Raw genomic sequence first — 12,196 nt, forward strand, 5'->3', positions numbered from 1 at the left:
TTGTATGAAACTCTATCCATTAAAGTTTGAACCAAAATATAGTTACCGGATTTGGGGAGGTGAAAAATTAAAAACTGTTTTGAATAAGAACTATGCTCTGGACAGTATTGGAGAGTCATGGGAGATTTCGGATGTTGAAGACAATGAAACTTTGGTATGCGAAGGTGCTTTGGAAGGAAAGACGCTAAAGAACTTAATTCATGAATTTAAAGAAGAATTTCTCGGCAAAAGTGTATATCAAAATTTCGGGGATAGTTTTCCCCTGTTGATTAAGTTTATAGACGCTAAAAACCCATTGTCCATTCAAGTGCACCCAAGTAATGAACTGGCAAAAGAGCGTCATAATTCTTTTGGAAAAAACGAGATGTGGTATGTGATGCAGGCTGAGGAAGATGCTCAATTGATAGTTGGTTTTAATCAAAATGTTGATAGGGAAAGCTATCAATTACACCTCAATGATGGAACTCTATTGGATATTTTAAATATTGAAAAAGTCGATCAAGGCGATACTTTTTATATTCCTACGGGAAGGGTGCATGCCATTGGTGCGGGAGTTCTGCTAGCTGAAATTCAACAGACTTCGAATATAACCTATCGCATTTATGATTATGACAGGGTGGACAAAAAAACAGGTGAAAAAAGAGAGCTACATACGGAGATGGCCTTAGATGCCATCGACTTTAAGCACTATCCTAATTACCGTAGCACATATTCTATTAAAGAGGCTAATGTTTCGAACAAATTGGTGCATTCACCATATTTCAAAACCAACATTATGCATGTTACCGAAGAAATAATAAAAGACTATTCGCAAATTGATAGCTTTATTATTTATATGTGTGTTGAAGGGGCTTTGATTGTGGAATCAGAAAATGAAGCTTACCCAGTTAATACAGGTGAAACCCTGCTTATTCCTGCTTGTGTTGAGCAGATAAAAGTATCTGGGAAGAGCGCCAAAATTTTAGAAATATATTTATAAGAAAGCGTTGACTTATTCTTTATCGGGATTTAACAAAATCGCATAAATCTGAATGCCAAAACCAATAAGGACCAAAGTCGGGGCCAATCGGATACGTCGCCAAGAAAAGATTTCGGGATTAAAAACGTTGGGGTCGTCACTGCCACCACCGGCCATCAAGATAAAACCGAGGGCAATACAGCCCAGCCCGATAAACATCCATTTATAGTTTTTCTTCCCAAAAACAAATGTGGGCTTTGTAGCGTCCTTACGTTTTTTTTCTCCCATGTTGAATTAATGAAATACGAATGTGTGCAAAATAAACGATTTATTTAGAATAAAGGTGTTAACACTATTGTAAACTCTAAAATCATTTTAAGTTTTTCAATCTTCCACAAAGATTAATATTAGCTTTCCATACTGTTCCATGGAATCGTTTGCATCAATTTGATACGTGTATTTACCTTTTTCTAAAGGGGTTTCCCCGACATAATCAATGGGTTGAATTGTATAAGTAGTTCCGTCAATCTCCAATTCTACGAAGCCATATCTGTACGCCAGATCAAATGTTTTGTAAGTGGAGGTTTTGCCAGCTTCAAGATCCTCAAAGCTGGTAGAGTTCACTGTAATGTTTTTATAATCAAACTCACTTACGTTTGACAGACGAATTTCAACCGCTTCTTCTGGCAGGTCATCATTAGCACAATGGGTAAACAAAAGGATAAACAAAAAAAGTGGTGTTATAAATTTTAGGGACTTCATAAACAATAGTTTAATCTATAGATGCAATTTATATAAAAAAGTTGCTTAGGAAAACTTAATAATACAACTCATCCGTCTTTAAATTCAGAAAACGTTGCGTAGCGAAGTGTGTGCTAATCCAAGTGATGACAATCCCTAACCCGAAAATGACAACAAAAAGTAGCACCATTAAAACAGGATTGGATAGCAGTTCCAATTCGGGGAAGGTTTTATTCAAATAATATAAAACAATTGCCATGCCCGCCATGGCTAAAATGGCACCAACAATGCCCAAACGGATACTTTTCCAAACAAACGGGCGACGAATAAAGCGCTTTGTGGCTCCTACCATTTGCATCGTTTTGATAGTGAAACGTTTGGAATACACCGCCAAACGCAAAGAACTATTGATGAGCAAAACAGCAATTAAAGTGAATAACCCGCTAATAACCAACACCCAAAAACTGATTTTCTTTACGTTGTCGTTCATCAAATTCACCAAATCGTTGTCGTAGGTGACCTCTTCAACGAATTTCTTGTTTAAAGCTTCGGCTGATATTTTTTCAAGATGTTCGGAGGTGACGAAGTCCGCTTTCAAATGCACATCGATTGAGTTTTGTAATGGGTTGTATCCCACAAAATCCATAAAATCCTCGCCTGTTTCGGTTTTCATAAATTCGGCCGCTTGTTCTTTGGAAACATACTCGGTCGATTTTACATAATCCGCCATGGCTAAACTTTTTTCAAGTTGTTTGCGTTCTACTTCCTTTGCGGTATCTTTCAAATAAATGGTCACCACAACTTGTTCCTTAAAATGGTCCGAAACCTTTTTGGCATTCAACACGAGCATCCCTAACAATCCCAATAAAAACAGTACCAAGGCGATACTGACCACCACCGAAATGTAGGAAGAAACCAATCGGCGTTTTTGGTGTTTTTCAAAGGATGCACTCATAGGGGAATTGGATTAACGGTGTAAAAATAGCAAAGTATTCTAATTCACTGTTCTTTACAACGTTTAAACTTTTAACATTGTTATAATAAGTTTAAATTTGCGCGATTAATGCTCTCGCTAAGGTGCAGAGAAGCAAAGAAATTATATTTTATTAAGGTTAATTCTTTGCGACTTCGCGACTTTGCGCGAAAAAAAGAGTTTATGAAGTACAATTTCAACGAGATTGAAAAGAAGTGGCAAGACTATTGGAGAGACAATAAAACGTTTGAAGCTAAAAACCCTCCCCTTTCGGGGGAGATGGAGGGGGCTCCGAAGTTTTACGTGCTGGATATGTTCCCTTACCCAAGTGGTGCCGGGTTGCACGTTGGGCATCCTTTAGGTTATATTGCTTCGGATATTTATGCGCGATACAAACGTCACCAAGGGTTTAATGTGTTGCATCCTCAAGGTTACGATAGTTTTGGATTACCTGCGGAACAATATGCGATTCAAACGGGGCAACATCCGGCCATTACTACTGCCGAAAACATCAAGACCTACCGTCGTCAGTTGGACCAAATTGGATTTTCTTTTGATTGGTCCCGGGAAGTGCGTACTTCTGACCCAAAGTATTACAAATGGACGCAGTGGATTTTCATTCAACTCTTCAATTCATGGTACAATAATGAGAGTGATAAGGCGGAAGACATTTCAGAACTCATTAAAATTTTTGAAGCTGAAGGCAATACCAAAGTGAACGCTGTTTGTGATGATGATGTAGAATCATTTTCTGCTGAAGATTGGAATGGCTTTTCTTCTGAGAAACAACAAGAAATCCTTCTGCAATACAGGTTGACGTATTTGGCGGAAACCGAAGTCAATTGGTGTCCTGCTTTAGGAACCGTATTAGCCAATGATGAAATCGTGAATGGGGTTTCAGAACGTGGCGGTCATCCAGTTATCCGTAAAAAAATGACCCAGTGGAGCATGCGTATTTCTGCCTATGCTGAGCGTTTGCTTCAAGGTTTGGACACAATTGATTGGACGGATTCCTTAAAGGAAAGCCAGCGCAACTGGATTGGGAAATCGGTTGGGGCATCGGTTACCTTCCCCGTCATTAAGAATGAGGTGGCTGAGGCTCTCGAAGCCACTACGGATAAGGACACTTCGAGCGCCTCAGTGTCCGAGTATTCAATAGAAGTATTCACAACAAGACCCGATACCATTTTTGGAGTAAGTTTTATGACCCTTGCCCCCGAGCACGAACTTGTACCAAAAATTACAACCCCAGAACAAAAAGCTGCCGTGGAAGCTTACATTGAAGCGACAGCAAAACGAAGCGAACGCGATAGAATGGCGGATGTAAAAACAATAACAGGTGCCTTTACTGGCACTTATGCAGAACATCCGTTTACGAAAGAGCCCATCCCAATTTGGATCGGGGATTACGTATTGGCAGGTTATGGGACCGGAGCGGTGATGTCCGTGCCTTGTGGCGACCAACGTGATTATGATTTTGCGAAACATTTTAATATTCCAATTCCTAACATTTTTGAAGGGGTGGATATTTCTGAGGAAGCCTTTGCCGATAAAGACAAAACTATTATTGCCAAAAGTGATTTTATCAATGGCATGAACTATAAAAAAGCGACCAAACGCGTCATTTATGAATTGGAGCAAATCAGACAAGGTGAAGGCAAAACCAATTACCGTTTGCGCGATGCCGTATTTAGTCGTCAGCGTTATTGGGGTGAACCGTTTCCTGTATATTATGTGAATGGCTTACCACAAATGATTGATACTGAACATTTGCCAATTGAATTGCCGGAAGTTGAAAAATACCTCCCAACCGAAACGGGCGAACCACCACTTGGAAATGCAAAAGTTTGGGCTTGGGACACTCAAAAAAATGAAGTGGTGTCCAATGATTTGATTGATGATAAAACGGTATTTCTTCTAGAGCTGAATACCATGCCCGGTTGGGCGGGGAGTTCGCAGTACTTTAACCGCTACATGGACCCCAATAATGATGAGGCCATCTTCTCAAAAGAAGCCATCGATTATTGGCAACAGGTAGATTTGTATATCGGAGGCTCCGAACACGCCACAGGGCATTTGCTCTATTCCCGTTTTTGGCAAAAGTTTATGTTTGACAAGGGCTATGTCAATCATGATGAATATGCCAAAAAGCTAATTAACCAAGGAATGATTTTGGGGACTAGTGCTTTCGTTTATAGAGTATTTCCACATTGGAATAAAAAAATAGACTCCAATAACACCAAAAGTGGGTTGATTACAGAATCGGTCTTTTATGTAAGTCAGGATATATTTGAGCTATTTGCGGATAGAAGAGAATATTATAGAAAGCCTGTAAAAGAACTTAATCCGATTATTAAAAATAAACTATTGAGTCTATACTCTATACATTTGGATAATCAGTTAAGTGAATCCGATTTAATAAGCCATTCAGATTCTTACATCACATTTACAGTTGATAAAATACATGTTGATGTTTCATTTGTCAATTCTTCAGATGAATTAGATATTGATGCCTTTAAAAATTGGAGATCAGAATTTAAAAATGCAGAATTCATAACTGATGGAACTGAAGCTTTTAAGGTTCATCGTGAAGTCGAAAAAATGTCCAAATCCAAATATAACGTAGTCAATCCAGACGATATCGTAAACGACTATGGTGCAGACAGTTTACGCCTATATGAAATGTTCTTAGGCCCATTAGAGCAATACAAACCTTGGAATACAGCCGGTATCACAGGAGTGCATAACTTTTTGAAGAAACTTTGGAAGCTATACCATCAAGGAGAAAACGGAGCATTCCACGTTACTGACACCCCTCCTTCGGAGGGGAAGGGGGAGGCTCTTAAAACCCTCCACAAAACCATCAAAAAGGTTCAGGAAGATATTGAGAACTTCTCATTCAATACATCGGTATCTACATTTATGATTGCGGTAAATGAGTTGACCGCTCAAAAGTGTACTTCAAAAGACATTTTAGAACCGTTGTTGATTTTGATTTCACCGTATGCGCCACATATCGCCGAGGAACTTTGGGAAAAACTAGGAAATAAACCATCAATTTCAACAGCACCATTTCCAAAATTTGAAGAAAGTCATTTGGTGGAAAGCAGTAAAAATTACCCCATTTCATTCAACGGAAAAACGCGTTTCACAATGGAATTGCCGTTGGATATGAGCAAGGAAGACATCGAAAAAGCGGTAATGTCCAACGAAAAAACACAGGAGCAATTAAGCGGACGTACCCCAAAAAAAGTGATTGTGGTGCCGGGAAGAATTGTAAACATCGTTGGTTGATGAAGTATATTTATAACGTTACGGTAAACATTGACGAGTCCATTCATAACGAATGGTTGGCCTGGATAAAGGAACATATTCCTCAAGTTTTAGGCACAGGAAAGTTTGAAAAAGCCACCTTGACCAGAGTTTTGGTGGACGAAGATATGGGAGGTATTACCTACTCGATTCAGTATCAATCCTACTCCCGAGAGGCTTTGGACGCTTACTATCGGGAAGATGCCGAAAAGTTAAGAAGCGACGGTCTTAAAAAATTCGCCGATAAAATGTTGGCCTTTAGAACCGAGCTTCAGATTATTGATGAGTACACTGTGAATTTTAAATAACTGAAGTAGACCAGTCAGGTCTATATCAACTTTGTGTCTTAGCGCCCCTGCCTACCGGCAGGCAGGTTTGCGAGAAAAACATATGTCAGTAAAAGCAAAAAAACATTTAGGTCAGCATTTTTTAAGGGATGAAAATATCGCTAAAAAAATAGCGGATACACTTTCTTTGGAAGGGTATCAAAACGTATTGGAAATTGGGCCTGGGATGGGAGTGCTGACTAAATATTTGCTTCAAAAGGACATCACCACCTATGTCATCGAAATTGATTCAGAATCGGTGGAATATCTTCAGGCCAACTATTTGAATTTAGCACCTCGCATCATTGAAAAGGATTTTCTGAAATACGATTTGAACGACATTTTTAAAGGTGAGCCACTAGCCATAATTGGCAATTTCCCCTATAATATTTCCTCACAGATCGTTTTTAAAACCTTAGAGATGCGCAACCAAATTCCTGAGTTTTCGGGGATGTTTCAAAAGGAAGTCGCTCAACGTATTTGTGCCAATGAAGGCAATAAAATTTATGGGATTCTTTCTGTGTTAACCCAAGCCTTTTACGACGCAGAATATTTGTTTACCGTTCCCCCTTCAGTATTTAATCCCCCTCCAAAAGTGGATTCAGGGGTATTAAGACTCACCAGAAAAGAAAACTACAAGCTACCTTGTGATGAGGTACTGTTCTTCAAAATAGTAAAAACAGCTTTCCAGCAACGTCGAAAGACACTTCGTAACAGTTTAAAAACATTGGATTTATCCGATAATTTAAAAGCAAATGTTATCTTTGGCCAGCGTCCGGAACAATTGAAAGTTCAGGAGTTTATTGAACTGACGCAGATGATTGAAGCGGATAAAAAATAACCGTCTTTGTCAGGTCGAGTGATTTTAATTTGATACTAAAAATCAAATTGAAATAGTATCGAGACCTATTTATAAAGGCGTTTGTTCTCGATACATCACGCCCTAGCGTGATACTCGAACTGACATACTGACATAATTTCCATTGAAATGGAAGAAAAAGAAAAAGAAAACATACAATTTGAGCTGACGGATGAGCTTTTGGAGCAGGTTGAAGGTCTTGTAGCATCCCAAGAGGATAAAGAACTTCAAAAACTGCTCAAGGAGTTTCATTACGCGGATATTGCCGAAATTCTGGATGAACTTAATCTAGAACAGGCGATTTACGTCATCAAATTATTGGATTCTGAAACTACTTCCGACATCCTGATGGAATTGGATGAGGATAATCGGGAGAAAGTGCTCCAAAACCTTACGGCCAAGGAAATTGCCGAAGAGGTGGAAGAACTGGATACCGATGATGCGGCGGACATTATTGCAGAATTGCCAGAAGAACGCCAACAGGCGGTTATCGACAAAATTGAAGACGAGGAGCATAAAGAGGAAATCCAGGAACTCCTTGCCTATGAGGAGGATACAGCCGGTGGTCTTATGGCTAAGGAATTGGTGAAAGTGTATGAAACTTGGACAGTTGCGGGCTGTTTGAGACGGATTCGCGGACAGGCCAAAGATGTTAGACGCGTACATTCCATTTATGTCGTCACCAAGGAAGAAAAATTGATTGGGCGTCTGTCTTTAAAAGATTTGGTGGTGGCAAAAAACGATCAAAAAATTGCTGATATCTATATTTCAAATGTGGATTATGTGTACGACCATGAAGATGTTGAGGAAGTTGCCAAGGTAATGGCCAAATACGATTTGGAAGCCATTCCTGTGGTGGACGAAAATAAAACCTTGCTGGGACGCATTACTATTGATGATATTGTGGATGTTTTAAAAGAGGAAGCAGACAAGGACTACCAATTAGCAGCGGGTATCACGGGCGATGTGGATTCGGATGACAGCATTCTGCAATTGACGCGTGCACGCTTGCCATGGCTGTTTTTAGGGTTGATAGGGGGTATTGGTGCATTCATCATTATGGAAGGATTTAAAGGCTTGTTTACTGGGAAGGCCGTCATACTTTTCTTTTTTACGCCCCTGATTGCGGCAATGGCCGGAAACGTGGGCGTGCAATCCAGTGCCATCATTGTTCAAGGTTTGGCGAATGACGATGTAAAAGGCAGTATCAATAGCCGGCTGATCAAAGAAATGTTACTTGCCACGCTTAATGGGTTGATTTTGGCCCTATTCCTGTTTCTTTTTGTTTGGATGTTTGAAGGAGAAATGAATACCGCATTTGCTATTTCCATATCCTTGGTCGTAGTTATCATCGTGGCCGGTATCATAGGTACTTTTGTCCCGTTATTTCTTAATAAGCGAGGTATAGACCCTGCCATTGCCACAGGGCCATTTATTACTACTAGCAATGATATCCTCGGGATTCTGCTTTATTTCTGGATTGCGAAATTGATTTTAGGGATTTAATCCGAAATAGCAATTGTAGAGATTGAAGACATGCCTTTGGTGTCATCTGGGTACGACGGACGCCTTTTAGTTTTAGGGTAATTTTATTAATTTCAAAGGGCTATTCTTCGTTTTTTATAAGTAGCATCTCTATGGCGACTGCTCAAAATTATCCACGCATTGCTTGTAAGTATCAACATCAATTTCAATAGGATCAATGATTTGAGCCGAACTTCATCGGGTCAACATTAAAGCAATAACTCCGGGGATTGCTCCAACATCTAAAATAGAGAACGGATTTCCAACAACAGAGGCCCAGGCTCCCAATAATACGCTGTCGGTTCCAATTTTCGTGGCACATCGGTTTTTGGCCTCCTTAATTTGTTTGAACTGAAAAAGAATCATCATATATTTCTTACTTTAATATGCATTTAGTCGTATATCAATGTTAAAAATCGCTATAAAACAGCTAAAATATCCGATAAAGTGCATTTGTTTTGAAATTTTTTTATAACTTGTTTGGGCTTTTCTCAAACTAATTGAACAAAACAAAACTATAAACAACTAATAAATACTTAAGACTATGGTGCAACAAACTCAAAAAATCAGGCAACTCAATCAACTCTTGGTGATCAACCACAAAGCAGAAAGGGCTTATTTAGAAGCTCTGGAGTCAGCTGAAAATGAAGAATTAAAACAGTTTTTCAGGGCAAGGGCCTTTGAGCGGAATGAGTTTTGTAGGTATTTGGGAGCAGAGATTAGATTATTAGGTGGTGCTCCAAATTTCTCCGATGCAATAGATGCCAAAACAAAAATCAATTGGCCTGATTTTAAGAAGGTACTTGCTTCTAAAAACCCGCGTGCCCTGTTCAATGAGATTAACAGACTTAAGAGTGCATGCGTTGCGCAATACAATAGGGTGTTGAACAGTTTTGAGTTTCAGGAAAGTTTGGCAAATTTACTTGAGAAACAAAAACAAATTATTGGCTCGTCCATAAGTCTTATGAGATATAAGGATGGCTTAGCATCTGCACAACCAAGCTTAGCTTCAAACGGCTAATCTGCCGAATACTTTAATACTTATTGGCACTCAATACAAATGTATTGGGTGCTTTTTTTTGGGATCAGCACTTATGAGTTGAAGTCCTATTAATGGGTAGTCATTAACATTTACCTCGTTAAAATGTCATAAATAGTGCTAAAAAATGTTAAAAATGCTGGGGTAAATATACGGTTTTCCAATTTTGGGCGTATATTAATTAGTATCTCTGTTGATATGTTTAATTTATAAAAACTTTGAATATGAGACATTTAGAAAAAAATATGGCACATTTGAATAGCTTATTGCATTTAAATTACGAGGTTGAAGAGATATACCACGAAGTGCTTGAGCATGTTCAAGGTGAAAGTTTGAAAACCTTTTTTAGAAACGCTGGTTTTGTGCGTAACGAATTCAATAGGGTGCTTAGAGGTGAAATAGAAAATTTTGGTTTTGAGCCTGTGGAATATAACGGAGTAGGTAGAATGTACAAACGTATTTTGATGAAAATCAAAAGCATGATTGGAAAAGAAGAGGATATTGAATTATTGCAACAAGTAAGCAATATTGAGCAATTGACTATTGGAGCTTACAACGTTGTTTTACAGGAAAGGCACTTGCCCTTGTCTGTATGCAAAGTGCTTATTGAGCAAAGGGATAAAATGCAGAAAACGATAAACACCATTGAAGTAAAGGAGGCCTTGGTGGCATAAAAGTTTGACAGACTTGTCGATAATAAGCTGGCCTAATTCGGGTTGGCTTTTTTATTTTGAAAAAAAGAGAATTATAAATACAAATCGATGAGGCCTTCTGGGGTTTCAACAACAATATTTTTATTTTCTCTATCCACCTTCTTGATAAACTCGTCGTTCATGGGGATAAGAATTTCAAGACCGTTTCTGTCCACTTCAAAAAGAGCTTGCGCCGTGGTATCGTTAATCGACTTTACAACGCCCACTTCACCAAAATTTTTATCTACAATGGTGAAGCCGATAATTTCATGAAAGTAGAATTTATTGCCTTCCAATTTTGGGAGAAGTTCTAAAGGTAAATATAGTTCGCTTTTAAGAATAGAATCAGCATCTGCTTCGGTGTCCACATCTTCAAACTTCAATCGTAACAATTCTGATTTATGCAGTTGGGAATGCTCCACAAAAAATGGCACGAGATTATTGCGCAGTTCTAAAAAAATGGCGTCCAAATTTTCATAAAGTTCTGGCTGGTCGGTGTCCAATTTTGCTAAAACCTCGCCTTTAAAACTGTATTTTTTTACGATTTTACCTAGGTAAAAACAGTCTTCTTTTTTCATGACAAATTACTGATTTGTCACCCTGAACTAGTTTCAGGGTCTCATTATTATAATTTTCTAGATACTGAAACAAGTTCAGCATTATGCAAAAAGAAAGATTTTTGCATAAAAAACCCCGACGATATTGTCGGGGCTAAAAGTATAAAAAATAGTAATTTCTTATTCTTCTTCGTTTGAAGCTTCAGCTTCCGCAACGGGAGCATCATCCTCAGTGGCGTCCTCTTCAACAACAGGAACAGCCGCAGCAATTCTTGCTTCATTCACTGCTTTTTCAGCAGCCAATGCTTCAGCTTTAGCTTTAGCTTCAGCTTCAGATAGTCCGTCAGCTTTCGCTTGGATTTTAGCCTCTTTTTCCTCTAACCAAGCTTTGAATTTTTCTTCAGCCTGCTCTTCGGTCAAAGCCCCTTTTGTTACTCCACCTGCTAAATGATTTTTCAATAAAGCACCTTTGTAAGATAATAACGCCTTAGCGGTATCTGTGGGTTGAGCACCATTTTGCAACCATTTTACAGCACCGTCAACGTCAAGTTCTACTGTTGCAGGGTTAGTGTTTGGATTGTAGGCGCCCAATTTTTCTAGGTATCTACCATCTCTTTTTGATCGTGCATCTGCTGCAACGATCCAATAATAAGGTTTCCCTTTTTTACCGTGTCTTTGTAATCTAATTTTTACTGGCATAATAATTAATTGTTTGAGGTTCCCGACCTCGGTTATTAATTGAAAAAAATTCCTTGAAGTTTTTGCTTCAAGGTTTCCTTTGAAATTGTCATTCCCGAGACATCGGGAATCTAAATAAAGAATTTTGTCGGCAGCTTAAATACTACTAGTTTGAAAAATTCTTTATTGAGGGCGCAAATATACGTAAAAAGTTAAAAGTTAAGAGTTAAAAGTTAAAAGTTTTTGGACTAATCAAAAACATCTGTGCTTTAGCCAATAGTGTTCCTTTTTAATGAGTACTGCTAAAATAATAAACAAACCGGAGTAGGTGTTTTTATGTCAATAAAGAAAGCACGTTGGTTTGAAATGAAGGTTTTAAAGACTGAAATATTGTTATTCTTTTTTAGCCTTTAATAAAATTTTAGTTAGAGGCCTTTGGCCATCCGTTATTAACACAAGTGTTTCCCTTTTGTATTCCATTCTAACTACTGCTGTTCTTTAAATGTTAACAAGAAAAGCCTTAACTGTTAAAGTCCT

Annotated in this window: 13 protein-coding genes; 7 read left to right on the forward strand and 6 right to left on the reverse strand. The window is 38.5% G+C overall.

Annotation, left to right across the window (positions count from 1 at the left end):
• Nucleotides 1–4: 4 nt before the first annotated feature.
• On the forward strand, nt 5–979 hold the full coding sequence (locus ACFSR8_RS02490; protein WP_380288696.1) for a type I phosphomannose isomerase catalytic subunit: 975 nt from the start codon (nt 5–7) through the stop codon (nt 977–979).
• A 12-nt stretch (nt 980–991) separates the two neighbouring features.
• Here the strand turns inward: ACFSR8_RS02490 and ACFSR8_RS02495 are convergent, their stop codons facing one another.
• From ACFSR8_RS02495 to ACFSR8_RS02505, 3 genes are all read right to left on the reverse strand, one after another.
• Nucleotides 992–1,246, reverse strand: a complete 255-nt coding sequence (locus tag ACFSR8_RS02495; protein ID WP_380288698.1) for a DUF3098 domain-containing protein — start codon at nt 1,244–1,246, stop codon at nt 992–994.
• A gap of 96 nt (nt 1,247–1,342) precedes the next feature.
• Nucleotides 1,343–1,720 carry a hypothetical protein gene (locus tag ACFSR8_RS02500; RefSeq protein ID WP_380288700.1) on the reverse strand — a complete coding sequence of 126 codons (378 nt, stop codon included), beginning with the start codon at nt 1,718–1,720 and terminating at the stop codon, nt 1,343–1,345.
• Between the two features lie 55 nt (nt 1,721–1,775).
• Complete coding sequence (locus ACFSR8_RS02505) at nt 1,776–2,654, reverse strand: cell division protein FtsX (protein ID WP_380288702.1); 879 nt, start codon at nt 2,652–2,654, stop codon at nt 1,776–1,778.
• 201 nt (nt 2,655–2,855) lie between these two features.
• Here ACFSR8_RS02505 and ACFSR8_RS02510 point away from each other — a divergent pair, with 201 nt between their 5' ends.
• The 4 genes from ACFSR8_RS02510 to mgtE all read left to right on the forward strand — a co-directional run bounded on the left by ACFSR8_RS02510 (nt 2,856) and on the right by mgtE (nt 8,675).
• The gene (locus ACFSR8_RS02510) at nt 2,856–5,966 is read left to right on the forward strand and encodes a leucine--tRNA ligase (protein ID WP_380288704.1); all 3,111 of its coding nucleotides are present in this window, start codon (nt 2,856–2,858) and stop codon (nt 5,964–5,966) included.
• Nucleotides 5,966–6,292: a DUF4286 family protein gene (locus tag ACFSR8_RS02515; RefSeq protein WP_380288706.1), complete on the forward strand. Its 327-nt coding sequence runs from the start codon at nt 5,966–5,968 to the stop codon at nt 6,290–6,292. Before ACFSR8_RS02510 ends, ACFSR8_RS02515 begins: the two co-directional genes overlap by 1 nt.
• A gap of 82 nt (nt 6,293–6,374) precedes the next feature.
• Nucleotides 6,375–7,151, forward strand: a complete 777-nt coding sequence (gene rsmA / locus ACFSR8_RS02520) for a 16S rRNA (adenine(1518)-N(6)/adenine(1519)-N(6))-dimethyltransferase RsmA (protein ID WP_380288708.1) — start codon at nt 6,375–6,377, stop codon at nt 7,149–7,151.
• A gap of 147 nt (nt 7,152–7,298) precedes the next feature.
• Nucleotides 7,299–8,675: a magnesium transporter gene (gene mgtE / locus ACFSR8_RS02525; protein WP_380288710.1), complete on the forward strand. Its 1,377-nt coding sequence runs from the start codon at nt 7,299–7,301 to the stop codon at nt 8,673–8,675.
• Nucleotides 8,676–8,888: 213 nt separating this feature from the next.
• Here mgtE and ACFSR8_RS02530 read toward each other — a convergent pair whose 3' ends face one another.
• Nucleotides 8,889–9,062 (reverse strand): hypothetical protein, encoded by a 174-nt coding sequence (locus tag ACFSR8_RS02530; RefSeq protein ID WP_380288712.1) that lies wholly within the window; start codon nt 9,060–9,062, stop codon nt 8,889–8,891.
• 175 nt (nt 9,063–9,237) lie between these two features.
• On the opposite strand from ACFSR8_RS02530, the gene ACFSR8_RS02535 reads away from it, so the two are divergent.
• Complete coding sequence (locus tag ACFSR8_RS02535) at nt 9,238–9,714, forward strand: DUF2383 domain-containing protein (RefSeq protein ID WP_380288714.1); 477 nt, start codon at nt 9,238–9,240, stop codon at nt 9,712–9,714.
• Nucleotides 9,715–9,956: 242 nt separating this feature from the next.
• Nucleotides 9,957–10,406, forward strand: a complete 450-nt coding sequence (locus ACFSR8_RS02540) for a PA2169 family four-helix-bundle protein (RefSeq protein ID WP_380288716.1) — start codon at nt 9,957–9,959, stop codon at nt 10,404–10,406.
• A gap of 71 nt (nt 10,407–10,477) precedes the next feature.
• On the opposite strand, the gene rimM is transcribed toward ACFSR8_RS02540, so the two are convergent.
• Together rimM and ACFSR8_RS02550 are read right to left on the reverse strand one after the other, a co-directional pair.
• A complete protein-coding gene (gene rimM / locus ACFSR8_RS02545) occupies nt 10,478–11,002 on the reverse strand; it encodes a ribosome maturation factor RimM (RefSeq protein WP_380288718.1) in 525 nt (174 codons plus the stop codon).
• Nucleotides 11,003–11,161: 159 nt separating this feature from the next.
• Nucleotides 11,162–11,680, reverse strand: a complete 519-nt coding sequence (locus ACFSR8_RS02550) for a 30S ribosomal protein S16 (RefSeq protein WP_380288720.1) — start codon at nt 11,678–11,680, stop codon at nt 11,162–11,164.
• Nucleotides 11,681–12,196 lie beyond the last annotated feature (516 nt).

The organism is Hyunsoonleella rubra, from assembly GCF_042684665.1.
GTDB classification, from domain to species: domain Bacteria; phylum Bacteroidota; class Bacteroidia; order Flavobacteriales; family Flavobacteriaceae; genus Jejuia; species Jejuia rubra.

Bases quoted from the DNA above. Each gene is read 5' to 3' on its own strand.
- ACFSR8_RS02535 (WP_380288714.1), top strand. From the start codon at position 9,238: ATGGTGCAACAAACTCAAAAAATCAGGCAACTCAATCAACTCTTGGTG.
- ACFSR8_RS02550 (WP_380288720.1), bottom strand. From the start codon at position 11,680: ATGCCAGTAAAAATTAGATTACAAAGACACGGTAAAAAAGGGAAACCT.
- ACFSR8_RS02495 (WP_380288698.1), bottom strand. From the start codon at position 1,246: ATGGGAGAAAAAAAACGTAAGGACGCTACAAAGCCCACATTTGTTTTT.
- ACFSR8_RS02500 (WP_380288700.1), bottom strand. From the start codon at position 1,720: ATGAAGTCCCTAAAATTTATAACACCACTTTTTTTGTTTATCCTTTTG.
- ACFSR8_RS02515 (WP_380288706.1), top strand. From the start codon at position 5,966: ATGAAGTATATTTATAACGTTACGGTAAACATTGACGAGTCCATTCAT.
- rsmA (WP_380288708.1), top strand. From the start codon at position 6,375: ATGTCAGTAAAAGCAAAAAAACATTTAGGTCAGCATTTTTTAAGGGAT.
- ACFSR8_RS02505 (WP_380288702.1), bottom strand. From the start codon at position 2,654: ATGAGTGCATCCTTTGAAAAACACCAAAAACGCCGATTGGTTTCTTCC.
- ACFSR8_RS02490 (WP_380288696.1), top strand. From the start codon at position 5: ATGAAACTCTATCCATTAAAGTTTGAACCAAAATATAGTTACCGGATT.
- rimM (WP_380288718.1), bottom strand. From the start codon at position 11,002: ATGAAAAAAGAAGACTGTTTTTACCTAGGTAAAATCGTAAAAAAATAC.
- ACFSR8_RS02530 (WP_380288712.1), bottom strand. From the start codon at position 9,062: ATGATGATTCTTTTTCAGTTCAAACAAATTAAGGAGGCCAAAAACCGA.
- ACFSR8_RS02540 (WP_380288716.1), top strand. From the start codon at position 9,957: ATGAGACATTTAGAAAAAAATATGGCACATTTGAATAGCTTATTGCAT.
- ACFSR8_RS02510 (WP_380288704.1), top strand. From the start codon at position 2,856: ATGAAGTACAATTTCAACGAGATTGAAAAGAAGTGGCAAGACTATTGG.
- mgtE (WP_380288710.1), top strand. From the start codon at position 7,299: ATGGAAGAAAAAGAAAAAGAAAACATACAATTTGAGCTGACGGATGAG.